The following is a 25601-nucleotide window of genomic DNA, read 5'->3' on the forward strand; positions in this document are numbered from 1 at the left end:
GTCTCTTTTATGACCTACTCCTGCCTCAACAGCTCCAGAATCTCTTCCCGTGTCAGCTTGTGTGAAAGATCCGTACCTTCGAGTAAGGAATCGGCGAGATCTTTTTTCGTGTGATGCAGGCGGATGATTTTCTCTTCGATGGTACCCTTGGCTATCAGGCGGTAGATCGTTACCGGACGGGTTTGGCCGATCCGGTAGGTCCGGTCTGAGGCTTGATCCTCGACGGCGGGGTTCCACCACGGGTCCATGTGGATCACGAAGTCGGCTGCCGTGAGATTTAGTCCCAATCCCCCCGCTTTGAGACTGATGAGAAACAGTAGGGATGTTCCCTCCTGGAATTGAGCCACGAGTTGCTCCCGCTGACGGATAGGCGTACTACCATCCAAGTATAAATAGGAAATACCCGTTTGGTCAAGCGCTTGGCGGATAAGTGCCAAGTGGGAGGTGAACTGGCTGAACACGAGAGCCCGGTGATTGTTTGCCTTGAGTTCGTTGACGATGTTTAAAAAGGTTTCCACCTTGGAGGCCTGCGTGGTGAAGGCTTTGTTGACTAAATTTATGTTACAGGCGGCTAACCGTAGGCGAGTGATTTCCGCGATAATCTTTAATTGGTCCCCGTTTGTCGCGTCTGCCAGTGTCATTTCCGCCTCTCGGCGTAACAACTCGTACTGGGCCATTTCCGCTTCGCTGAGTTCCACGTCCCGGATGATCTCCGTTTTCGGGGGTAATTCGTCTAGAACGGCATTCTTCGTGCGTCGTAATAGGAAGGGGGACAACAAACGTTTCAGTTGATTCTGGCAGGATTTATCTTTTAGTTGAGTGATGGGCTGCACGTAGCGTTCCGTGAAATGTTCGAGACTGCCGAGTAGTCCCGGGTTGATAAATTGAAACAGGTTCCATAGCTCCCCGAGATGGTTCTGAATGGGCGTTCCGGTAAGAATCAAACGGAAATCAGCTTGTAACTTCATGGCCGCCTTTGACATTTTGGTTGTTCGGTTCTTGATTGCGTGGGCTTCATCCAAGACGATCATCTGCCACGGTCTCCCTGTCAACCCCTTTTCTTCCGAGACAAGCATTCCGTATGTAGCCAGCAACACGTCGCCCGGTTGCATGGCGGTAATGGTTTGTTGCCTTTCGGTGGCCGAGTTTAGTCGGTAGACATTCAACGTGGGGGCGAATCGTCGTAATTCATGTTCCCAGTTGGGTAACACGGAGGCGGGACAGATGACGAGTGAAGGGCCTTTACGGGCAACGTGTAGCAACATGGTGATGGCTTGAACCGTTTTCCCCAGTCCCATATCGTCCGCGAGGCATCCTCCGGCTCCCCAGGCTTCGAGGCGGGCCATCCATTCGAACCCGTCTTTCTGGTATTCCCGCAGGTCGGCTTTCAGCGTAACGGGAATTTCTGGTTTTAAGCGGGAGGCCTTCTCGATCTTTTTCTGTAAATCCTTGAACCGTTTATCCGTGGTTAATTGAATTCCTTCTTCTTCCCAGTTGTCAAAAACAGGAGAGGCGAATTGTTGTATCCGGAAACGGTTGTTTTCCTCGACAGACATGGATTCCAGTTCTTCCAAACGTCTCTTCAAGGTTTGCGTGAGCGAGAGATACTCCTTGTCCCCGATGGGAATGAAACGTCCCTTGCTATGGCGGCAGGCTTGCAGCAACTCGCTGATCGTCATGATTGTCTTTTCCCCGACACGCAGTTCACCTTCAAGGTCAAACCATTGGTTGCGCCCGGTGAGCGAGAGATGCAAATTATCTCCCGTGATGTAATGCTTTATCCGGTAGCGAACGCCTTCCGGCCATTCGATGGAAGCTATCTCGTCGCGGTGTTTTAGCGTTTCCAGTAGGTTCAGACAACTTTCCGGTGAGTGGAACACGTAAGCGTCCCCGTCGTAGTCATCCGATAATCTTTCCACGTCCGCTAAAACGGCATCCTTGAATCTCTTTTCTTCATCAAGATCCCGGGTGGCGAGGCTTTTTTCCTCGTTCACGATTCCCGTGACACTTTTAGCCCCTTTCCCCGGTTTACAATATGGAGGAACTTCCCCGAAAGGTTTACAGAAAAGTTCAGCCCGCAGGGAATCGCCAATCGGGAGGAGTTGCACGACGATACGGCTGTCTCCCTTGATCGTCGGGAGTTGTTCTTGATCGCCGATCAGATCGGAATGTACGACAATATTTCCGTTCAGATGCTTGATCAATTCCAAAAGACGTTCTTTGGCCTCCGGCGGGAAAGTTTTCACGCGTTGGAGCGTGCTGATGATCGTGTATTGTTGCGTGGTCATGTGAATTACTTTCGCCCGTGTCTGGGTTTCCCACGTGATCAGTATGGTCGAGTCGGGGGCTCCCGCGTTGCTCGTGATCGTGAACCCGTCGGCTTGCTGGCGAATGACGAGTTCCGGCTTTTCTTCCACGATCTCCACGGGGATTCGAGGGTTGGAAGCGAGGAACACCAGCGGGTAACCCGCGAGACAGGCAATGGCTTCCGTGGCATTCATGTAGTAGCTGCTACCATTGTAGGAGTAGCTTTGTTTTACGAGACGGGCGATTTTTTCATCCACTTCGCTCATGTCTTGGAGACTCCTATCACTATATCGTTTTAAAGCGATATTCCTTCCCGCGCTCCATGTGATTCCATCTTTGGATTGTTGTAACGTCGGTTGTACGTGGTGATATTTGGGATCGATAAGATAGACGATTCGCGAAGTGCTTTTCGTGCCGGCCGTTTTTTCCCTTTTCGTGGGAAGCAATAATTCCAGCGTTTTTTCCCATTCCGGAATGACTTTGATCCTGCTGATTAAAGGGGTAATGCCCAACTTTTTTTCTAATTCTACCCGAGTTTCTTGCAATTCGGGATAAGGTGCGGAAGTTTCCAGTAGGAGCAAGTCCCACCCGTTTTTCTGCAATTCGGGGACAAATAAATGTTTGTTTGTGCCAAAGAACGAGAGTGCTAGATTGTGATGTTGGAGAATCGTATGTACTAACAACCGGACAAGGGATGTCGAGAACATGATGTCTCGTAACCGAATCGTGTCGTGCAGTTCCTCTGCCGGAGTGTTTTTATGGATCATGAATAATAATGCGGCCGGGAAAGCTTCTTCCTCCTGCATGGATTTTTTCTTACTCAACACGGCTATACGTTTGTTGCTTTGCTCCGATTTATCCAGCATGAGTGCTATGGCGTACCCGTAGTTGTAGAAAGGCCACTGTGGTATATCCGTCTTCGCGAGTTTCATACCGGCCTCAAAGTGTTTGATCGCTAGCGGGTAGTCTCCTTTATACAGGTGGTACATCCCTTGTAAATAATATCCCTCGGCATTTACCGCGTTTTCTCCCGGGATGCGACTTAAGTCACCGGGTAACAGGGTGTTGATTCTGGCAAATGTTTTTCCAGTTTTTCTAGATATGGCGGGTTGAGCCCGATGAATGAAATCGTGCGTTGATACGTGTGTTCGAAATTTGGAGGAAGCTCTAACGTTTCATCTATCATGTCGACTTCTGCTTCGAAGGTTTCCAGGAACTTTGTTATCGGGAAAAAATGTTCAATTCCGCTAAATTCCGGCATATCCAATGCCGCATCCAGCAAGAATTTGGCGTGAATATTTTGGTTCGCGACGGAAAGATAGCTGAAGGGCGTTTGGTTATAATAGTATTTTATTAACGTGTCTCGAACCCGCTTACCAAGGTAATTCGCCGCGTTCCAAAAATTGGTATTACGAATTTCCTTTTTAAAATCTCGCTTTTGCTTTTCTAGCTGAAGCAAGAGGTGAAGGGAAAGGTGAGGTTCCAGCACGTAATAGGAGTCTAGTATATTTTTGCTAGGCCAGATGATGTCGGGGTAATCTTTTAACGAGAGGATGATTGCTTGGCGTTTTGATTTGGATTTTTCGAAAGGTAATTCGAGTCGTTCCAGTGTACTTTTGGAAATAGGACAACAGGAATAGGCTAGTAATTCCACGATATATTTGATCTCGGGTGGTAAAGCTTGGTATTTTTGTTCAAAGATTTCGCGTGATTCCATGATTATAAGAGGTTTATTATGTACAAAATTAACTATTAATAGGCTTTTATGCAATGGTTCCGTGGAAAAATGCGAAGAGATCGGAAACAGGTGCTGACGAGTACAATAGTTATTTCATGATAAATAGGTGATGACTACTGGATGAAATACGTAAGATATATTTTTCTTAGATTATAAGAATACTTTATGAACCTTATTATATATAAGGTTCATATAATGTTTCTATAAGGTATCTATAAGGTTTATGATGGTATTCGTCAGGTAGTGATCAACTTGTAATAAAGGATTTAGGTATTAATTGGGATTAAAAAGTGGGTGTCTCCAAAAGTCATTTTTAAACAACTACCCCCACTAACTCCTCCTTACACGGGGGAAGAAACCGCTTGGTAATCAACTCTCTCCCTGTGTAAGGGGGAGCTGGAGGGGGTAGTTGGCAAATACAAGTAGAACTTTTTGGGACAGCCCTCTTTTTAGTTGTTCCGGAAAATGTGTTATTCCGGTAGCAATATTTCAGTTGAAAAACCGTGTGGCTGTAAATTGTGAAAACAGATTTTCCCTTTATGTAGTTTCACGATCTGGCAAACAATGCTTAATCCCAAGCCGTGTTCCTGCCCGGGAAGGAGGTCCGGGATTTCCCCTTGAGCCAAAGTTTGTAATTTTTGCAGGAAGGCAGGAGAAACTCCTTTGCCGTTATCGGAAACGGAAAAGCGGTAGAAACCCGATTGATAGGTCAGGCTCAACGTTAATGTCGTTCCTGCCGGGGTGTGCTGGATACTGTTGTAAAGCAAATTGTTGATGGTCCGGGAGAGTAGGCCGGGGTCTCCATGCAGGGTGCTTTTTTCGATGTTCGGGTCTATACGGGTTTCAATTTGATAATATTGGGTGCGAGGGTCGCTGTTTAGAAAAGCGGCGATGGTTTGTCGGAAGAAAACGGAGGGGTGAAAGGTTTCTTCCCGTAAGGGTTGAGTCCCTTTTTCGAGTTGAGAAAAGAGGTTCAGGTCGTTGATGAGTTCCCGTAATTTAAGCGCTTGATTCTTGATATAAAGAGCCTGTTTACGAGTCTCTTCCGAGGAATAGTCTCCGTCTTCCAGTTGTCCGGCACGTCCGAGAATGACGGACAAAGGGGTGCGTACGTCATGTGACACGCCTGCGATCCAGTTTTCCCGATAAGCGGTTTGTTTATGCAAAAGGTCTGATGTTTGGTTCAGACAAGAGGCGACATCCGAAAAGACACCTTTTTCATTCACCCGGACGGTTTCCCCGCGGGATAGTCTTTGTATCCCGCCAAGAATACTTTTCAGGGAATGCAGCATACGGCGATCAATGAACAAATAGCCTAAAATCAACACGGAAATGTTACCCAAGATCAAGAGGAGGTTGAGAACCGGGAAAAACTTCATTTCCGTGATTTGTTGCATATTGTCGAAATTTGGAGAGCTATCATTTAGGTCGCTGGCAGCGAACATCTCTTCATCCCTTTTGTAGCCTGTCGGCGAATCGTCTTTCAAATGGGATTTCGCGAGTGTGGAGATGTCTCCCAGCGTGGTGGTGTCCGGTAACAATCCGGGGAGATTGACGGCCCAACGGATATTTCTTTGTTTGTCATCGAGTAGCATGACCCACATTTGCTGTTCCTTGACCTGCACGAGTAACAGGGAGTCGACCTTGAAATTATTATTCTCGATGTGCAAGCGATCAGCCAGCTTGCGGATAAATTGTGCTGGCGGCTGGGAAACCCCGGCTTTCAGGTAATAGTGGACGACGAGCGAGTAGATGAGAATGTTCACGGAGATTAGCAAGATGGCCCCGATGAGAACTCGTTTCCCGATACGCTTTATGGAATGTTGCAGGTCTTTCATGGCTTTATAGGATAAGTTTGTAACCAAGCCCCTTGATCGTGATGAGAGATTCCGGGGAGGAAGGGGTCATTTCTATCTTTTCCCGGATACGCCGGATGTGGGCCATAAGGGAATTTTCATACCCGTAGAGATTATCGCCCCACGCTTCCGCGCAAAGGGCATCCATGGTAACGATGCGGTTGGCCGATTTGTAGAGTACGTTCAAAATGGCGTGTTCTCTGGCGGTGAGCGGGAAGGTCTCGCCTTGGCGGTTTATTTCTGCCTTGTCGAAATCGATGGTGCAATGGGCCAGCTCGATCACTGTTTTCTCATTTTTGTATGATCGGCGAAGAATGGCGCTCAGCCGGAGAAGGAGTTCTTTGGGAAGAAACGGTTTGGTCATGTAATCGTCGCCCCCGGCATCTAGTCCCGTGAACATGTCTTCCGGCTTGTCCCGGGCGGTTAGAAACAGGATAGGAATGTCCTTGATCTGCCGAATGTCTTTCATCAGGGAAAATCCATCCCTGTCCGGGAGATTCACGTCCAAGATGGCGAGATCGGGGAAGGAGGTGTGGCAGGCGACAATGGCTTCTTGCGCGGAACCGGCGGTGGTGATGGAAGAAAAACCGTCTTCTCGAAGAATACTTTCGATGAGGTCCAGTAATTGTCGTTCGTCATCGACAATCAGGATGTGTTTTCTTTTGATGAAATTGAATTCTTTATCCATAGTGACGCCGTTTTCCATGATTCTCTATACAAATCTAGGGAAAAAAAACGTGAAATCTAGCGGGTGGGATGAAATGTAAGGTAAATGTAAGGAAGGCGTAAGCTACTCGCAAGGATTCGGGAGTATATTTGTTAAAAAATCGAACGAATGGAGATCAATAAATATTTAGGCTTGATTTTATTGTTTTGCGTGACGTCGGTGGCGTATGCGCGGCAAGATGAGAAAGGATGTATCGTGAAAGGATGGGTGAAGGACACGGTGTCGTTGAAAGCGATCGCATATGCCACGGTGCAGGTGGCGGAGGCGGAACATCGAACAATTCCCGTGAAGCTGACGGTGACCGATACGAATGGCTTTTTTAAGGTGGGACCTTTGGCGGTAGGGAAGTATGTACTTACTTTTTCTCACGTGGGTTATCGGGGGGTAGTGTGGGAATTCCGGGTTGAGGCAGGACGGGACGAGATGAGTGTGGGAACATTGTACATGGTGGCGTCCGCGGAGAGATTGCAGGAGGTGGATGTGGTTGCTAGGAAGTTGCCGATCCGGTTTGAGGTGGATAAAATTACTTATGACATGGGGGATGATCCTGACGCGAAGAATGAAAGCGTGCTGGAGGTGTTACGTAAGGTTCCATTGGTGACCGTTGACGGGATGGATGGCATTGAACTGAACGGGAGAAAATGCAGTATTTATATAAACGGACGCCCGTCGGGGCTGGTGAAACAGCAACCGGGAAAGGGATTGAAAGGGATTCCCGCCGTAGCGGTGAAAAAGATCGAGGTGATCACGGACCCGGGTGCGAAATATGATGCATCGGAGGTGGGTGGTATTATAAATATTGAAATGGCGAGGATGGGGCTGGAGGGATATTCCTTGTATGTCGTGGGAGGCGGGGATGATTACGGGACTTGGAATGTGGCCGCGAACGGGATGTTGAAGTATGGTAAATTGTCGTTGTCGTCTTTCTTGTCTTATTATGACGTGGGGGCGAGGAGGTCGGAGTATCATAACGTGTTGGAGAACCTGAACGATCAGGAGCAACGTTATCTCGTGTGGGATATGAATAGCGAGGTGATCCAGCCGATGACTTGGGGAAATGTCGAGGTGAGTTACGAGGTGGATTCGTTGAATTTGTTGACGTTTTCTTTTTCTTCCCGGCAGACGGATTCGAGGTGGAAACAGACGGGATGGAATGAGGCGCGACGAGAGGATCATGCTTCTTTGTATGAATACGGGGTGTCAGAGAGAATCGGGATGGACGATGGGACTCGGGAGGTTGCATTTAATTATCAACGAACGTTCGAGAATCCGGATCACGTGTTTACGCTTTCTTATATGTATAATCGAACACCCTCGGAAGGATATACAAACCGAGACGTGTTTGATTTCCAAAAGATGGATGAGGGGGTGAAGTTTTCTCCTTATGAAACTCGGAACCGGAATAAGGCTTACACGGGAGAACACACGGTGCAGGCAGATTACGTGAATCGGTTTAGTGCGGTACACGCTTTGGAGAGCGGGGTAAAGTATATTCGGAGGAACACGTCGAGCAAGAGTTTTTATCGGGAGCGAACGGATGCGGGAGCGGATTGGGGAATGCAGGCTGAACGGATGGAGAAACTTTTGCACGTGCAGGATATTTATGCTGCCTATGCCGCTTATTCGTTCAACTATAAGAAGTTCGGGATGAAGTTGGGGGCTCGTTTTGAACAGGCAACTTTGGATGTTTCTTTGTACCCGGATACGCAACCGGATTTTGATGCCCGTTTTTCTAATTTGGTACCCTCCGTGGCGTTATCGTTTCAGGCGGCCCGGACACGGGTGTGGAAGTTGGGGTATAATATGCGGATTATGCGACCGGGAGTTGGTTTGCTGAACCCGTACCAGTCGGAAACGAATGCCAGCGTGGTGTCTTACGGGAATAGCCGTTTGAAGGCGGAACGCTTTCATCATGTCAGTTTCGGGTTTAGTTCCTTCGCCTCGAAATGGATGGTGAACGCCAGTCTCGATTATCGTTATGCCGGGAACGCGATTCAAGGGTATGGCTTTGTGAGCGAGGAGGGACGGGTGGAGAATACCTACGGAAATATCGGGAAGGAGAATAGCGTGGCGTTGAATCTGTTCGTGAATTGTAATTTGAAGAGTAAGACCAGCGTGCGTTTGAACGGAAACGTGGCATATATTGATTTGGAGAGTAAGGAAGTACCGTCAAGCGCGTGTGGATGGCAATATTCGGTGACAGGGATGGTACAACAGACGTTGGGATGGGGTATCCGGACGATGGTGCAGGGTGGTTATATCGGTTCCCGGGTCAGCCTGCAAACGGATTATCCGGGGAGTTATTATTACGTGTTGCAGGTAAATAAGAGTTTCTTGAAAGATCGTTTTACCTTGTCTTTGGTGGCTAGTAATATTTTTGATAATGAACGGAAGTCGAAAGGGAAGAAAATAGGAGCGGGGTATGTCCAGCATTTTGGGAATGTCATGGAATATTCGAGTGTGCAGTTTTGGTTGTCTTACCGGATCGGGAACTTACGGGCCGCGGTGAAGAAGGTAAAAAGAGGAATTGTGAATGACGATGTGCTGAAAGAGTGAGCGGGGGCTTTAGAATGCAATTTGTGTAGAAAAAGTATAAATATTGGATCATTTTTGTCAGATGGTTGATAATTGTGTTATCTTTGATTGACTTGCTGTAGGAATCAAGTTTAAAATGCGTGTGAAATTTATACTTTTTAGATGAAATTATTAGTTAATCTATGTTCGTATTTGGGATATGGAATGTTGTGGGGAGTTAGTTTTTTACCTTTACCCGTGATGTATCTGGTGACAGATGTGTTGTTCGTTATTTTGTTTTATGGTGTTCATTATCGTCGGAAAGTGGTCGATATGAATTTGCGGAATTCTTTCCCGGAGAAGAGCGAGGAAGAGCGAAAGCGAATCGCCCGGAAGTACTATCGCCATTTGTGTGATACTTTTGCCGAGTTTTATAAATTGTGGCATATCTCGGAGGACGAAATCAAGAGGCGTTGTGTGATGGTGAATATGGATGTACCGCACCGTTATTTCGAACAAGGACGTAGCGTGATTGCTTTTTCCGGGCATTACGGGAATTGGGAGATGATGTATTCTTATAAGTTGTGGGAGAAGGATGTCGAATTGATCCCGATTTATAAGCCGATACATAATAAGGTGTTTGATCGGATGACTTGTAAGATCAGGAGCCGCTTCGGGGCCACGCCTTTGGCAAAAGCGGATACGCTACGGGTGATGTTGAGGAATCAACAGGAGGGAAAGATTACGATGACCGGGTTTATTGGTGACCAGACACCTAATAAACGCTCTCTTCATTTCTGGACTCGTTTCTTGAATCAAGACACGGCCGTACTGGAGGGAACGGAAAGGATCGCCCGGAAGTTAAACCAGCCGGTGGTTTTCGTGAATATGCGTAAGGTGAAACGGGGCTATTATCATGCCGAGTTTTACGATCTTTGTTCCGACCCGCAAAGTCTGGAACCGGGGGAGTTGACTCGTATGCACATCCAGATGCTGGAACGTTTTATCCGGGAGGAACCGGCGTATTGGTTATGGTCACATCGGAGGTGGAAACATAAAAGGGCGGTTGTAGCGTAAAAAAGAGGGTGTGTCAAAAGTCATTTTTCAAACTCCCTCCCCCCTTCGGGGTACTCCCTCTATAAACAGAGGGAGAGTTGAAATACTTCCTGTCTTCGGGAAGAGTCACCAGCTCCTCCTCTGTTTATAGAGGAGGTGGCACGAAGTGACGGAGGAGTTTTTTTCCGATAAAATGACTTTTGACACACTCTCTTTTTATGCAGTGATGTTTTAACACTATTTCATTGCTTCCTCGATAGAAACAGCAACAGCAACGGTGGCTCCAACCATCGGATTGTTACCCATTCCAAGGAATCCCATCATTTCCACGTGGGCGGGAACGGAGGATGAACCCGCAAATTGGGCGTCTCCGTGCATCCGGCCAAGCGTGTCGGTGAAACCATAGCTAGCCGGTCCGGCAGCCATGTTGTCTGGGTGAAGGGTACGTCCGGTACCACCACCAGAGGCAACAGAGAAGTATTTTCTTCCGGTTTCCATACACTCTTTTTTGTAGGTTCCGGCAACCGGGTGTTGGAAACGAGTCGGGTTGGTTGAGTTTCCGGTGATGGAAACGTCTACACCCTCGTGACGCATGATAGCTACGCCTTCCCGAACATCGTCAGCCCCGTAACATCTTACTTGGGCACGTTCGCCTTTAGAATATGCTTTTTCTTTCACGATTTTCAGTTCTCCGGTGTAGTAGTCGAATTCGGTTTGCACGTAAGTGAAGCCGTTGATGCGGGAGATAATCATGGCAGCGTCTTTACCCAAACCGTTCAAGATTACTTTCAACGGTTGTTGACGTACTTTGTTTGCTGATTTTGCGATACCGATGGCACCTTCTGCCGCGGCGAAAGATTCGTGTCCAGCAAGGAATGCAAAGCATTTGGTTTCTTCACGGAGTAACATGGCAGCCAAGTTTCCATGGCCTAAACCCACTTTACGATCGGCAGCAACAGATCCGGGAATACAGAATGACTGTAAACCTTCTCCGATTGCTTCTGCGGCTTCAGCAGCTTTTTTGCATCCTTTTTTGATTGCGATAGCTGCACCGACTACATAAGCCCAAGCTGCATTTTCGAATGCGATGGGTTGAATATCTTTACACATTTTGTAGGGGTCGATCCCTTTGGCATCACAGATGGCTTTTGCCTCTTCGATGTCTTTTATTCCGTAATTATTTAGAACCGTGTTAATTTGATTAATCCGACGGTCGTAACTTTCAAATAAAGCCATAATTAATTTTAGATTTAATGATTACAAAGTCGCGGGCGACTTTTGTGATTTCAGATTTTTTGATTAGGTGATAATCACTTAATCATAAATCGTAAATCACTAAATTGTTTTATTCTTGACGCGGATCGATGTATTTTACTGCATCCGCAAAACGACCGTATGATCCTGTTGCTTTTTCGACAGCTTCTTTGGGATCAATACCTTTTTTCAACATATCGGTAAATTTACCCAAGTGGATGAATTCGTAACCGATGACTTCTCCGTCTTCATCAAGCCCCATACGGGTTACATAACCTTCGGCCATTTCAAGGTAACGGGTACCTTTGGCTTTGGTTCCGAACATGGTTCCTACTTGACTTCTCATGCCTTTACCCAAGTCTTCGAGGCTGGCCCCGATGGGAAGTCCGCCTTCCGAGAAAGCACTTTGGCTACGGCCGTAAACGATTTGCAGGAAGAGTTCGCGCATAGCTGTGTTGATGGCATCACAAACGAGGTCCGTGTTCAAGGCTTCCAGTAAAGTTTTGCCCGGTAAAATCTCGGAGGCCATAGCCGCGGAGTGGGTCATTCCGGAGCAACCGATCGTCTCGATCAATGCTTCTTCGATAATCCCGTCCTTGATGTTCAAGGTCAATTTACAAGCTCCCTGTTGTGGGGCACACCAGCCGATACCGTGAGTCAATCCTGAAATGTCCTTGATCTCTTTGGAACGAACCCATTTCCCTTCTTCCGGGATAGGTGCCGGACCGTGATTCGGTCCTTTTTTCACAACACACATGTGTTGTACTTCATGTGAGTAAATCATTGTTTTTGTTTTTTTGTTGATATATTGTTAAATACCTTGTCTTTGTTTTAAAGTCGGGCAAAATTAACACATTTGTTTTGGATAAAAAACATCTTATAAAACATAAAATCGTGCATACGTTTGCATGATAAAATATTGTAATATAGTGTATTATTGGTGGAGTTTCAATGGAAAGGAAATAATGATTGTTGTGTTTGGCTTTTTGTTTCTTTATGCCTAGTTTTGAGGAATAAAATGTAAGAGGATGAGAAAGTTGTTATTTATTTGGCTTGTTGGAGTATTGGTTTTCCTTTTCGAAAGTTGTAGCGAGCCCCGGCAGGTAAAGTACGTGTTCTATTTTATCGGTGATGGTATGGGGGTCAATCAGGTGAACGGGACAGAAATGTTTCTGGCCGAGTTGGATAGTGTTATCGGGGTGAAAGGGCTGAATTTTGCCAGTTTCCCGGTTCGTAATTACGCAACGACTTATTCTTCTTATAATGGTGTTACTTGCTCCGCTGCCGCCGGAACAGCCTTGGCTACCGGGGAGAAGACGAAGAATGGCACGATCGGGATGGATAAGGAACAGAAAGAGCCTTTATATAGTGTTGCCGTACGGGCAAAAGAAGCCGGACGTAAAGTGGGAATCATTACTAGTGTCGGGATGAATCATGCCACTCCGGCGGCGTTTTACGGGCATCAGCCCCGGCGGACGATGTATTTCGAGTTGGGGAAAGATGCCATCAAGGCCGGGTTTGATTTATATGGCGGTGGAGGTATTATTCAATCCGTATCCCCGAAAGATTCCACGAATCTTTTTGATTTGTTGCATGAGTCGGGATATTTGGTTGTTCGGGGAAACGAGATGTTTCGGGAAAAGATGGTTGAGTTGTCTAAACTGGTGGTCATTCAAGGCGGATTACAGACAACGTTACCTTACGCGATAGATCGGGAAGAGGATGATTTCACGTTAAGTCAGATGACGGAAGGGGCGATAGATTTTTTGAGCCGGGGAAAACAGGGTTTTTTCCTAATGGTGGAGGGTGGTTTGATTGATTATGCTTGTCATGTGAATGATGCTGCCACGGCTTTTCGAGAAGTGGAAGATTTTGCTGATGCGGTACAAAAAGCATACGAGTTTTATTTGAAACATCCGGATGAGACGTTGATCGTGGTTACTGCCGATCACGAGACGGGAGGCATCGTTCTCGGGACTGGCTCGTATCAATTGAATCTTCGGGTATTGGAGAATCAGAGGGTGTCTCTGGAGAAATTGACTCGTGAGATTCGGGAATTACGAGATATGAAGAGTAATCAGGTGGCGTGGGAGGATGTGCAGGAGCTTCTGGCGAAGAATTTAGGTTTCTGGAATACCGTAAATTTATCAACGGAAGACGAACAGGCCTTGAAGAATTGTTATCGGGAAACATTCTCGGGCAAGACCGTTGAAATGGTTAAAAATTTGTATTCGGAGAATGAGCCGATCGCTCAATTGTCCATCAATATACTGAATCGTCTTGCCAAAATTAGCTGGGCCAGCGGGGGGCATTCGGCGGGAGTTGTTCCGGTATATGCAATCGGGGTTGGTGCGGAATGGTTTAATGGACGCTTGGATAACACGGATATTCCTAGAATAATTGAGGCTTTGGCAAAATATGAGTAGTATTTAATTAACAATGTTTATTTTTTATTAGATGTTATTGGGTGGCGTGGTGTCGTTGAATTTAATTCCTTTATCAGTTTTTATTTCGTCAATAAAATTGATAGAATGGAAAAGCGAGAGATTACTGGAGTACAAGGTCAAGTTAACAATATTGAGGTAATATTCAAAGAGTATTATGGCTCTCTTTGTTATTTCGCTTCCCAGTTCTTGAAAAACGAGGAGGTGATAGAGGATCTTGTACAAGATGTTTTTATCGCTCTGTTGGAGAAAAAGATGCTTTTTCAATCCGAAGTACATTTGAAAAATTTCTTGTATTTATCCATTCGGAATTCTTGTTTAAATTATATCCGCAATACCCGTTCGAAAGATCGGTATATTGCTTCATTGGCTCATGAAGAACAGACTGAAGATTTCGAGGAAAGCATTATTTTAGCTGAAATTCATAGAGAATTGGCCGCTGCTGTTGAAAAATTGCCGGAGGAGTGCCGGAAGGTCTTTCAGCTTTGTTATTTTCAAGGGTTGGATAATGAAAGTGCCGCACAAGAACTTGGATTGAGTGTTAATACTGTAAAAGCACAAAAGGCTCGCGGAAAAAAGATTTTAAGAGAAAATTTGAAAGATATTTTCCCATTATTAATGTTACTAAATCCCTTGTTCTAAGGGATAAACGTGGTGTGTGAAAATTAGGCGTAGGTGTGAATTGTATTTTTTTTGAAAAAAATGCGATCCCGTTTAATCCTTTCGAGGTAGGGTTGTGTAATAATAATGTATGAAAAATAGTATTAACACATATCCGTATGACATTGCCGCGATAATATTAGCTTATTTGCGGAGTGAAATAGATGAGAAAGGACAACAAAAACTAGATGCATGGTTGGAGGAGGCCGATTCTCATAAAGCTCTTTTTGCCCGGATTCAGGATGAAGCGATGCAATATGAAGACATTCAGAAAATATTGTCTTATGATGCTGGCGGAGCATGGCAGATCGTGAAACAAAAAGCAGCCCGGAGAAGGAGAAAACGTTTGATGAGGGTATATCAAGTTGCGGTTTCTGTTGTGGTTGTTTTGGGAGTGGCAATCGCTTTCTTGTTGAAGGAAGAGGCTACTGTTGTTCCGGTTGCCAAGGTGGAAGAGATTACTCCGGGGCGTTCCATTGCTAAACTGACTGTCGCATCAGGGGACGTCTATCATTTGGATTCATTGAATCAGGTCGATCTCGTTACTTCTTTGGCAGAAAATAACGGAAAAGAGGTTGTTTTTACAGATCGACAATTGGAGGAAAGTGTGAGAGAAATAAGGTATAATAAAGTCGAGATTCCAAGAGGGGGAGAGTATCAGATTGTGTTGGGAGATGGAACCCGGGTGTATTTGAATGCACAGACGGAACTTCGTTTCCCGGAAAGTTTTGCTAATAGCGAGCAGCGTTTGGTATATTTGACCGGGGAGGCTTATTTCGAGGTGGCTAAAAATCCGTCCAAGCCTTTTATCGTACAATGTAAGGATTATGCGGTGAAGGTTTTGGGAACTTCGTTTAACGTGAATAGTTACGAGGGAGACGAAACTTCTAAAACAACGTTGGCTACCGGTAAGGTCGAAATTGATATGGATGGGAAACAGACGATTTTGAATCCTGGTCAACAGGCGATTATAAAAGATGGAGAAGTGAACGTGAGGGAAGTGGATGTTGAGGTGTACACGACTTGGATGTATGAGAATTTCCGGTTTAAAAGTGAAAGTATTCAGGAGATTATGACGAAACTTTCTCGCTGGTACACGATAGATGTGTTCTATATGAACGAGGCTGTCAAAAATTATCACTTTACCGGTTACTTGCCTCGTTATGCCAAGATTGCTGATGTGTTGGAATTATTGAGTTTAACAACAAATATAAAATTTGATGTAAAGGGTAGAACAGTGACAGTAATGGAGAAGTAGTGAAATAGTAAAGCCGAAGCTGCAACTTCGACTTTACAAAAATGTGTACTAAAATAAACCCAAAGGGGATTTCACAAATATACTTGATTTTTCTCCAAAACAAAATGATGTGTCTCAAACAATGGAAAATAATTTCATTGAAGGTGCGTGTTATGTTTGAATTTTTAAGTTTTAATAAACATCAATTGCTTGGGCCAGAGGCAAATTCTTTGAATTTGCCGAAACGTCCGGGTGTATGTGTGCAAAAATGACCTAAATAAATTATCAATGAAAAGTAAAATTAGAAACTGGGTGATCAGATGTGGCAAACTATCATTAGGCTGCAAACTAATGGTGGTGTTGTTACTATTTACACATTTTGCGTTTTCAAGCGAAAATGCGTTTGGACAACAGACTATTACTGTGCAATTTGAAAAACAGTCATTAAGTGAGGTTTTACAAGTTTTAAAACAAAAGACTGGTTTTGAATTCCTGTACAATGACGAGGAAATTAAGGGGGTGACGAATATCACCTGTTCTTTCACGAATGCTTCTGTTCAAGAGATTTTGAAATCTTGCCTTGCCGGAACGAAGTATAATTTTAAGATCGTGGATAATTTGATCGTGATTACTCCGGATGATAAAAAGAAGGATGAGGTGCAGAAAATCGTGGTATCAGGTAAGGTGCTGGATGATGGCGGACAAACATTACCGGGAGTGACGATTTTATTGAAGGGAACCACGATAGGGGTGGTAACAGATGTTGATGGTAAGTTTAAAATCGAATTGCCTAAGCAGGATTCATTGATTTTGCTTTTCTCTTTCGTGGGAATGGAGGTGCGAGAGTTGGATGTGAATAAGATTAAAGATTTGAGCAAGGAAGTGGTGGTTCACATGAAAGCGGACGTGACGGAGATGGAGGAAGTTGTGGTAACCGGGTATGGACAAATTAAGAAACAAAGTTTTACAGGTAGCTCCGTGACAGTGAAAAAAGAGGATTTATTAAAAGTTTCACAAACCAATGTGATTGCTGCTTTGCAGACGTTTGATCCTTCTTTTCGTATTCAGACGAATAATCAATGGGGATCGGATCCGAATGCGATGCCTGAAATGTATATCCGTGGCCGTTCCGGTATCGGGGTTAAAGAGTTGGATCCGAATTACACGACAAAAGGTAATTTGGAAAATAACCCGAACTTGCCGACGTTTATCATGGACGGGTTTGAGGTGGATGTACAAAAAGTGTACGATATGGACCCGAACCGGATTGAGAGTATCACGATTTTGAAAGATGCTGCTGCAACAGCTATGTACGGTTCTCGTGCAGCTAACGGCGTGGTGGTCATCACGACAGTAGCCCCGAAACCGGGAGAGGTGACAGTTACTTATTCTTTGACAGGTGGAGTGACTTTCCCGGATTTGTCGGATTATAATTTGGCTAATGCAGAGGAAAAGTTGGAAATTGAACGTCTTGCGGGACTGTATGACCCGGAAGAAGGAGCCACGAGTATCAGTAAACAGGATGCTTATTGGAGAAGATATAAGAATATAGCAGAAGGAGCGGATACGGATTGGATTTCAAAACCGTTGAGAAACGCAGTTACTCATAAACACAGTCTGTATATTGAAGGTGGAAATTCGGATTTGCGTTATGCTTTGGATGCTTCGTTTAACGGGGACAATGGTGTGATGAAGAAGTCATATCGAAATAGAACCGGAGTCGGTTTCTCCGTGGATTATCGATTGAAAAACTTCCAAGTAAAAAATTATATTTCTTATGGTTATGTGAAAGCACAGGAATCTCCGTATGGTTCTTTTAGTGATTATACCACGTTGTTACCTTATGACCGTTGCTTTAATGAAGACGGTTCTATGAGAAAAAAGTTACAATTTACTGAAATTAGGTATCAGAGCGCCTTGAATCCTTTGTATGAGGCTAGTCTGCATAGTTATGATTATGACAAGTATGATGAGATTATTGATAATGTCAGCGTGAACTGGTTTATCAATGACTACCTGTCGATGAAAGGACAATTCAGTATTACCAAACAATTTACAAAAGGGGAACGTTTTATTGATCCTGAGTCCAATAAATCATCAACCCAAGCCAGTTCCAATGAGTTGCTGACAGGTGATTTGTACGTGGATAAAGGTGAAAGAACTATGTGGGATGCTCAAGCATTTCTATATTATCAACAGTCGATAGCCAAGAATAATATAAATTTATCTGTGGGATTTAATGCTACTTCTGATTTTACGGAAAGCACGTCTACTCATTATCGTGGTTTCCCTTCAGGAGAATTTCATTCTTCTAACTATGCGGCAGAAGTAGTGGATAAACCGACAAAATCACAGAGCCAGACTCGTTTGTTTGGGGTGATTGCTAGCTTGAACTATACGTATAATGATATTTACTTGTTGGATGCTTCTGCCCGTTTTGACGGTTCTTCTGAATTTGGTTCTAATCAAAAATGGGCTCCTTTCTGGTCGGGAGGTTTGGGTATCAATATTCATAATTACGGATTTATGCAGAATAATGGTATCTTTAATCAATTAAAAATACGAGCTTCTTATGGACAGACCGGTAAGGTAAATTTCCCTTCTTATTCAGCAATCACGACTTACGAGGCTCAATTTGATGAATGGTATGTTACAGGTTATGGTGTTAAGCTAAAAGCTCTTGGAAATGAAGATTTATCTTGGGAAAAGACGAATACGTTCAATCTCGGATTGGATATGCAAGTATGGAATGAACGTGTGACTTTTAGTGCGGAATGGTATAATAAGAAAACCATTGATTTGATTACGGATGTAACCGTGCCGACTTCTTCCGGATTCGTTTCTTATAAAGATAATATGGGTGAAATTCGAAATAGAGGATACGAGTTTAATATTCGTGCCAATATCATCCAGAGAAATGATTTGTTATTTGCTTTATGGGGAAATTTCGCCCATAATAAGAATAAGATTATAAAAATTTCGGATGCCTTGAAGGCTTATAACGAACAGGTTGATGCATTCTATAATGATCCGAGTAATAACAATGTGGCAGAAGTGAAGACCAAATATGAAGAAGGAGGATCTACAACTTCTATTTTTGCTATGCGTTCTTTAGGTATTGATCCGGCAAATGGTCAGGAATTGTTTATCACCCGGAATGGAGTTATTACTCACGAGTGGAGTGGGGCCGATCAGGTAATTGTTGGTAATACGGAACCCAAAGGACAAGGATCATTCGGGTTAAATGCTTCCTATAAAAACTTCTCGCTATTTGCTTCTTTCATGTACGAGTTTGGTGGGCAGGAGTATAACTCCACCTTAGTAAGCAAGGTCGAGAATGCAGATATTCAATATAACAATGTAGATAAGCGTGTGTTGACGGATCGCTGGCAAAAACCGGGAGATGTTACTCCATTGAAAGATATTAAAGATCGTTCAACAACAACGAAACCTTCTTCTCGTTTCGTGCAGGATAATAACGTACTTTCATTGAATGCATTGACTTTAAGTTATGATTTTGATACTCAATTAATCAAAAAGATGGGGTTGAATGTATTGAGATTAGAGGTGAGTACGAATGATTTATTGCGGTTCTCTTCTATCAAGCAGGAGAGAGGTACAAGTTATCCGTATGCCAAGACTGTGAATTTTACGTTGAGAGCAAGCTTTTAATAAAAAAGATGAGTTATGAAAATGAATAGATTACTACTTATATGTATATTACCGGTATTGTTTTCGGCATGTAATAGCTGGCTGGATGTACAACCGGAAGAACAAATCAGTGAGGACGAGGTTTTCTCTACTGGCAATGGTTATCGGAATGTGTTGAATGGGGTGTATAAATCATTGTCCGGAGTGAATATGTATGGCCGGGAGATGACTTGGGGGGTGATGGATGTGTTGGCTCAATGCTATAATGTTCAAAATATGCCATCTGAGTATCCGGGAAGGCAGTATAAGGAAGGGGCTGCTTTTTACGATTATGAATACACTGATTTTCATAAATTGCCTCAAGCAATCTGGGAAGAAGGATATAATGCTGTAGCTAACTGTAATAACTTGATCGCTCATGCTCGTCATGCTGACCCGGATTTATTTGAACTTAAAGAATCTGAAAGAGCATTATTGGAAGGCGAAGCGTTGGCGTTACGTGCTTTTATTCAGTTTGATATGTTACGAATTTTTGCTCCGGCACCGGTGACTTCTCCTAAAGGAACCTATATTCCGTATATTAAAAGTTATCCGGAGGTTCTGTCTGTGAAGTTGTCTGTAGAGGAGTGCATGGAGAATGTTATACAGGACTTGGAGGATGCAAGAAAGTTAGTTTATAAATATGATTCAATTAATGTAAGTAAATTAAGGATTGCAGAGCGTTTTAGTGGTCCTACTGGTGGACGCTTTTTCGAATATCGGGGATTCCGAATGAATTATTATGCTGTTTCCGGTATTTTGGCTCGGGCATATTTATATAATAATCAGCCTAATGAAGCATATAATGTCGCAAAGGAAATTATTGATTTCCAAAATAATACGAAATATTATAATTTTACTTCGGCAAGTAAGATGGCAAACGGGAATTTGAAATTTTATGATGATATTTTGTGCGGTTTTTATTCAACAAAATTGACCGATTGGGACAAGGCGCTGAATGACGTTCTCGATGCTAATGGGAATCAATTGTTTATGGTAGTAAAAGAGGTGGATAATTTGTTTAACGGAGAAACGGATGACTATCGTAAAAGATACCAATTGAGTGCGGTGAATCGTTTGATGAAGTATGCTTATCAAAACAATGCAACATCAGAAGGAATATTGAGTTCGAATTTGATCCCGATTATTCGTATGAGTGAGATCTATTATATAGCAGCAGAGGCTTGTTTTGATAAAGATCCGTCAGAGGCAATCGATTATTTGATGCAAGTGAAAAAGGGACGTAATCTGAGAAATGTTGATTTATCAGGAATCACATTAAAGTCTGATTTTATGGATAGATTAATTTCAGATGCACGTCGGGAATTTTTGGGCGAAGGTCAGATATTCTTTATGTTTAAGCGTCTGAATCAGTCTGTACCGACCGTTAATAATTGGAAACCGGAGTATTTCATTTTGGATGTGCCGGATAGTGAGAACATTTAATTGTTGAGATTATGAAAAAGTATATATTAGTCTTTGTATCCTTGGTGTTACTTTATGCTTGTGACGAAAGGGGAATTTTAGAAAATTCGAATGACGTTTCTTATATCTATTTTACAAAGAACGCTACCAATGACAGTACTTCTACCTCTTTCTTTTTCTATCCGGAAGGTGATATTTCAGTACCTGTTGCCATGAATCTTTCCGGTAGAATGTTTGATGAAGATTGTTCTTTTAAGTTGGAAGTAGTAAAAGAGGAAACGACATTGGATGCCGCAAATTATGATATATCGGAAGATTTCGTGTTTCATAAAGATCGAGTAGCGGATACGATTTATATTACGTTCAAGAATAGTGAGATTTTATCTTCGGAGATTCGACGTGTCGTGTTTAGAATTGCTGATAGTGAAAAATATAGTCAAGGAGATACGCCTTTCCGTACGGCAGTTATATCAATTTCAGATATTGCTTCTAGACCGGAATGGTGGAATGAAGATGAATGGGTGATTTGGGCAAATTTAGGAGAATTTACCATTAAAAAGTTTGAGTTGCTGATTGAGGCTAACGGGGGAATTCCGGAGATTACGCTTGACGACTCAGATGTGATTCGTCGGTGTGCTTTAACCCTGAAAAGATATTTGGAGAAATACGGTCCTTTTATAGATGAAAATGGAGATGAGGTGACTGTACCTGTTATTGGATAAAATAATATATGGAATTTATGAAAAAGTATTTATTAATAATAGCTGCCTTGCTTGCTCTTACAAGTTGTTTGGATAACAAATTGGATGAGGATTTCAAGGAGATAAATGAAGTTAAAAGATGGGAGAATATAGAAGAGAAATATACCGTTTACGCCGGGGAAGAAATTGTACTGGCTCCCAAAGTTGTATTTACCGTTGATAGTATTAATCCGGAGATGGAGTTTGAATGGTATGTGGGAACAGAGCTTGTGTCAACGGAGCCTACATACACATTTATGTCTAATCATATAGCGACTCATAATGTAACGTTTTGTCCGATAGATAAAAAGTCGGGTATGCATTTTAATAAATTGATCAGGATTACCGTACAATCCCAATATGAAACAGGGTGGATGGTGTTGTCTGACGAGGGGAACAAATCAGTATTGTCAATCGTGATGGGTAAAAAGGAAGAGACAGAAGATGATGTAGAGTATTTGACTTATATTGGGGTGAGAAAGGATATTTATCCATTGCACAATAATGGACAGGCCTTGGGTTCAGGGCCTCGGAAGCTTGTGGAGCACTACGTGCAGGATGATTATGCTACAATCCCTGGGGAAGTTATGGTATTACAACAAGATCAGCCGTTGGAATTACATGGATTTTCAATGGAAAAAGAGGTTTTTGTTGCCGATGAATTTTTGGTTGGGATCCCGGCTAATTTTAATGTTGTAGATGCAACACAATCTGCCTCTGGAGGATATTTATTGAATGCGGATGGTACGATTTTGTACAAAAAGAATTATGATTTAGAGGCCTATCATGTTGGGACTTATTCGGATCTTCCTCTTTTTGATGGGAAGAAGTTTAAATCTATAACACCCTCAATTTACCCGCAGACTCCTTATTTATTGGCTTTGGATGAGGACAATACATTGTACGGGATTTGGGAAAAGGAATCACGTCCCACGGGTGATTTTTATTATAATGCAGAGTTAGCTCCTTTCTTTACGGCAGAGAATGATGTGGATATGTCATTATTTCAAAATATAGAAGGTGAAGTGGTTGGTTCAGGTTTTCACCATTCAGATTCATATGTGACGATTATTAAGCAACATGGGAAATATTTGATGAATAATTATCAGACGTATCCTTCTGGAAGAAGAGGGAGCCGTTCAGTCGAGGTATTGGAAAGTAAAATTCACGAGATGTCGGCTAGTATGTTTACTGATTTTGTAGATATGGCCGTGCTTCCTTACCGAGACTATATGCTGATCGCTTCTGGTAATACGCTTTATTTTCATGAGTATTACCGTGATAACTTTAAAGAGGGGGTTGTTAAGACTTTTGATCATAAGATTACTTCTATTGCTTTTAAAGATTTCAATCCCTATCGGCATGAAGCTAATGCCCATGTTGCGGTAGGTTTGGAAAATGGTGATTTGTACATATTTGAGATTGATGATAATGATATGACAAAGACTACTCCATTGTTTGAAGCACATGATCTTGGTAAGATTGTAGATGTTATTTTTAAGTATAGCAGTTGGGGTGACGTTAAGTACGGATACTTTTAAAATGTGATATTGTTGTGTGCAAGGGGGGGCTTGGGCCCCCCGAATTTTTTGATGTAAAAGGTTGGATGTTTGTATGTAAATAATCGTGTATGAAAAAGTTTTTAGTCCTATTATTTTTGGTGTTTGTAGGATCGATAAATGCCCAGCAAAAGGCAAATTATGCTTTGGCAGAGAGGTTTCGGGAATTGACAACAATGCCAATAGTAAAGTATTCATTAGATGTACATTCTCGTTATATTAATAATACAGATCGTTTTTGGTATTCTTTCTGGACGGAAGAAGGGAATAAATATTATCTGGTAGATCCGGACAAACGTACGAAAAGGTTACTTTTTGATAATGCTGAGTTATTGGCTAAAGTTAGTGAAATTACTCGCCGGGCTCGTGATCCGAAGTTATTAGACTTACAGTTTGAGTTTGACTTGGATGGGGAAACTATTCGTTTTTACATGGATGGTCGTAATTTTACTTATAACATATATACAAAGGAATTGGAGGTTGTGGGGAGTCAAAAGGGGAAAAGTTACCCTCCTTATTGGATGTATTATTCGGCGGATAGTGCTTATATGTTATATGCAAGACATCATAATTTGTATGCAGTGGGAAATCCTGCCAAAGGGAAGGATACAACAGAGATTCAGTTAACGAATGATGGTGAAAAATATTATTCTTTTAATCGGGAAGACGAAGGAGAAATGGAGGGACGTTTTGGTTGTGAGGCGTATTGGCTTAAAAAGGGACACCGGTTTTATGCAATTCGGGAAGATGCTCGTAAAGTAGAGGAATTGTGGTTAATTGATGCGTTGGCAAACCCTCGTCCGAAATTAAAAACTTATAAAGCTGAATTAGCCGGCGATAAAAACGTAATTCAGTATGAATTGATTATTGGTGATTTGGATACAAAAGAAGTCCGGAAAATAGATATTAGTCGTTGGAAAGATCAATATATTGATTTCCTGTATACTAGTAATGATGGTTTGCGTCTTTATTTCCAACGGTACAAACGTACATGGGATGAGACGGAGATTTGTATGGTAAATACTGAAACGGGTGACGTGAAAGTTCTAATTCATGAGGAGGATAAGCCTTATTTGGATTATCAAATGCGTGCAATCCATTTTTTGAATGATGGAAACGAGATTCTGTTTCGTTCGGAACGTACCGGTTGGGGACATTATTATTTGTATGACAAGGATGGGAATTTGAAGAATCAAGTGACTTCTGGGCCTTGGGTGGCTGGACCAATTCAGAAGATTGATACGGCTAAACGACAGATTTATTTTGTTGGATTGGGTAAAGAGAAAAATATAGATCCTTATTATTACGTGTTATATCGAGCCGACTTGGATAAGAAGGATGCTGTTACATTGTTGACCCCGGAGGATGCTTCGCATGACGTGGCGATCTCTCCGTCAAGTCGTTATTTTGTAGATAGTTATTCTAGAGTAGATTTGGAGCCAGTAAATGTATTGCGAGATCGGCAGGGAAAGGTCATTATGGAGTTGGGAAAACCTGATCTTCGCCGGGTATATGAGATGGGGTGGCGTGCTCCGGAACGTTTTAAAGTGAAAGCGGCAGATGGCGTGACGGATATATATGGTATCATGTGGAAACCGGCAGATTTTGATTCAACAAAATGTTATCCGATTATATCTACGGTGTATCCGGGGCCATTCTATGAATACGTGCAAACCCGTTTCACGTTGGATGACGATTTGAATACTCGTTTGGCACAAGTCGGTTTTATCGTGGTGGCTATGGGGCATCGTGGAGGAACACCCATGAGGGGGAAGGCTTACCATACTTACGGATATGGAAATCAACGGGATTACCCGTTGGCTGATGATAAGTATGCAATAGAGCAGTTGGCTGATCGTTATCCTTTTATTAATGGTAAAAAAGTGGGGATGTACGGGCATTCAGGAGGTGGATTTATGACTGCTGCGGCAATTTGTACCTATCCTGATTTTTATAGTGCGGCTGTTGCATGTGCGGGAAATCATGACAATAATATATACAATAAAGGGTTCGTGGAGATCCATTACGGGGTGAAAGAGAATAAACGAGTGATCAAGGATAGTGTGAACGGAGATCGGGAAGAGATTACTTTCGAGACCAAAAGCAAAACGAACCAAGAGCTGGCAAAAAATTATAAAGGAGGATTACTGATCGTGACGGGGGATATGGATAAAACTGTGCATCCTTCGCATACATTCCGGGTGGTAGAGGCTTTGATTCAGGCAAGAAAAAATTTTGATATGATTGTTTTGCCCGGTAGTACGCATGGCTTCTTTGGAGAGAATGGAGATTTCTTCGAACGGAAAATGTGGTTCCATTTTGCCAAATATTTGTTGGGCGATGATTCAGCCGATTATCAGGGAGATATCGATTATTTCATGAAAAAGCGTTGAT

General features: G+C 43.1%; 16 protein-coding genes. 10 read left to right on the forward strand and 6 right to left on the reverse strand.

Annotated features, from left to right (window positions below; translation table 11 throughout):
• Positions 1 to 14: 14 nt before the first annotated feature.
• From R8806_RS17515 to R8806_RS17530, 4 genes are all read right to left on the reverse strand, one after another.
• A complete protein-coding gene (locus R8806_RS17515; RefSeq protein WP_164719602.1) occupies positions 15 to 3239 on the reverse strand; it encodes a DEAD/DEAH box helicase in 3225 nt (1074 codons plus the stop codon).
• Positions 3240 to 3349: 110 nt separating this feature from the next.
• Entirely contained in the window at positions 3350 to 4024 is a 675-nt protein-coding gene (locus R8806_RS17520; RefSeq protein WP_124316412.1) for a hypothetical protein, read from the reverse strand.
• 491 nt (positions 4025 to 4515) lie between these two features.
• Positions 4516 to 5883, reverse strand: a complete 1368-nt coding sequence (locus R8806_RS17525; RefSeq protein WP_124316411.1) for a sensor histidine kinase — start codon at positions 5881 to 5883, stop codon at positions 4516 to 4518.
• Positions 5884 to 5887: 4 nt separating this feature from the next.
• Positions 5888 to 6589, reverse strand: coding sequence for a response regulator transcription factor (locus R8806_RS17530; RefSeq protein WP_124316410.1), 702 nt, complete (start codon positions 6587 to 6589; stop codon positions 5888 to 5890).
• A gap of 147 nt (positions 6590 to 6736) precedes the next feature.
• Here R8806_RS17530 and R8806_RS17535 point away from each other — a divergent pair, with 147 nt between their 5' ends.
• Positions 6737 to 9184 (forward strand): outer membrane beta-barrel family protein, encoded by a 2448-nt coding sequence (locus R8806_RS17535; protein ID WP_124316409.1) that lies wholly within the window; start codon positions 6737 to 6739, stop codon positions 9182 to 9184.
• A 141-nt stretch (positions 9185 to 9325) separates the two neighbouring features.
• A complete protein-coding gene (locus R8806_RS17540) occupies positions 9326 to 10219 on the forward strand; it encodes a lysophospholipid acyltransferase family protein (protein WP_151411539.1) in 894 nt (297 codons plus the stop codon).
• A 216-nt stretch (positions 10220 to 10435) separates the two neighbouring features.
• Here the strand turns inward: R8806_RS17540 and R8806_RS17545 are convergent, their stop codons facing one another.
• Positions 10436 to 11434 (reverse strand): GGGtGRT protein, encoded by a 999-nt coding sequence (locus R8806_RS17545; protein WP_087422584.1) that lies wholly within the window; start codon positions 11432 to 11434, stop codon positions 10436 to 10438.
• 109 nt (positions 11435 to 11543) lie between these two features.
• Complete coding sequence (locus R8806_RS17550; RefSeq protein ID WP_027201981.1) at positions 11544 to 12236, reverse strand: iron-sulfur cluster assembly scaffold protein; 693 nt, start codon at positions 12234 to 12236, stop codon at positions 11544 to 11546.
• Positions 12237 to 12480: 244 nt separating this feature from the next.
• On the opposite strand from R8806_RS17550, the gene R8806_RS17555 reads away from it, so the two are divergent.
• From R8806_RS17555 to R8806_RS17590, 8 genes are all read left to right on the forward strand, one after another.
• Positions 12481 to 13878: an alkaline phosphatase gene (locus R8806_RS17555; protein WP_124318341.1), complete on the forward strand. Its 1398-nt coding sequence runs from the start codon at positions 12481 to 12483 to the stop codon at positions 13876 to 13878.
• A 105-nt stretch (positions 13879 to 13983) separates the two neighbouring features.
• Positions 13984 to 14538 (forward strand): RNA polymerase sigma-70 factor, encoded by a 555-nt coding sequence (locus tag R8806_RS17560; RefSeq protein WP_151411538.1) that lies wholly within the window; start codon positions 13984 to 13986, stop codon positions 14536 to 14538.
• Positions 14539 to 14647: 109 nt separating this feature from the next.
• Positions 14648 to 15814 (forward strand): FecR family protein, encoded by a 1167-nt coding sequence (locus R8806_RS17565; protein WP_124317668.1) that lies wholly within the window; start codon positions 14648 to 14650, stop codon positions 15812 to 15814.
• A gap of 267 nt (positions 15815 to 16081) precedes the next feature.
• Complete coding sequence (locus R8806_RS17570) at positions 16082 to 19465, forward strand: SusC/RagA family TonB-linked outer membrane protein (protein WP_124317669.1); 3384 nt, start codon at positions 16082 to 16084, stop codon at positions 19463 to 19465.
• 15 nt (positions 19466 to 19480) lie between these two features.
• Positions 19481 to 20929, forward strand: a complete 1449-nt coding sequence (locus R8806_RS17575; protein WP_124317670.1) for a RagB/SusD family nutrient uptake outer membrane protein — start codon at positions 19481 to 19483, stop codon at positions 20927 to 20929.
• Between the two features lie 11 nt (positions 20930 to 20940).
• Positions 20941 to 21630 carry a DUF4843 domain-containing protein gene (locus R8806_RS17580; protein WP_124317671.1) on the forward strand — a complete coding sequence of 230 codons (690 nt, stop codon included), beginning with the start codon at positions 20941 to 20943 and terminating at the stop codon, positions 21628 to 21630.
• 17 nt (positions 21631 to 21647) lie between these two features.
• Positions 21648 to 23189 (forward strand): PKD-like family lipoprotein, encoded by a 1542-nt coding sequence (locus R8806_RS17585; RefSeq protein WP_164719622.1) that lies wholly within the window; start codon positions 21648 to 21650, stop codon positions 23187 to 23189.
• An 89-nt stretch (positions 23190 to 23278) separates the two neighbouring features.
• Complete coding sequence (locus R8806_RS17590; protein ID WP_124316668.1) at positions 23279 to 25600, forward strand: S9 family peptidase; 2322 nt, start codon at positions 23279 to 23281, stop codon at positions 25598 to 25600.
• Position 25601: the final 1 nt, after the last annotated feature.

The organism is Butyricimonas faecihominis (genome assembly GCF_033096445.1).
Taxonomy (GTDB): Bacteria; Bacteroidota; Bacteroidia; order Bacteroidales; family Marinifilaceae; genus Butyricimonas; species Butyricimonas faecihominis.